We start from the raw sequence: 467 nt of genomic DNA on the forward strand, positions 1-467 counted from the left end.
CGAAAATTTCCACCTCAAGATGCTTGGTCGCCGTCCCCCTCAGACGAACAGTGGTGTCACCGGTGCTTCCATCATTGCTGATTGGCTGCCCGTTGGAATCTTCCGCACCGGTGATGGCCGGCCGGACCCCATTCAATACGGTCAGGCGCCAGGGATTCGACGGCGGGTTATTTGCGTATTGACCAATGGCCGTGAAAGTATGCAACACGTCCAACGACAACCCGCTAACGGGACGGGTCCAGATGGAGTTGCTTTCTGCCTTGGCCTTGCCTTTGGAGACCGCACCGAGAAAAACTTCCACCTCCTGGCCGGCCGGCGCGGAGCCAGTGAGCGTGACGCTGGTGTGCACGGTGTAACCGTTTTCGCGGATGTTCCTGTTGCTCTCGTCTTTTACTGATGTGATGGCCGGTGTGTCGGCAGCCACCACGACCACGATCCGCGGAAGCGATACCTCCTCATTACCATAC

The 467-nt window shown here is 58.2% G+C and carries 1 protein-coding gene; it reads right to left on the minus strand.

Going from position 1 to position 467, the window contains the following annotated elements; translation table 11 throughout:
• A partial coding sequence (locus J1G18_RS28560) for a hypothetical protein (protein ID WP_410477724.1) occupies positions 1 to 467 on the minus strand: 467 nt, incomplete at both ends.

The sequence above is a fragment of the Pseudomonas sp. MIS38 genome (assembly GCF_019891575.1).
GTDB classification, from domain to species: Bacteria; Pseudomonadota; Gammaproteobacteria; order Pseudomonadales; family Pseudomonadaceae; genus Aquipseudomonas; species Aquipseudomonas putida_A.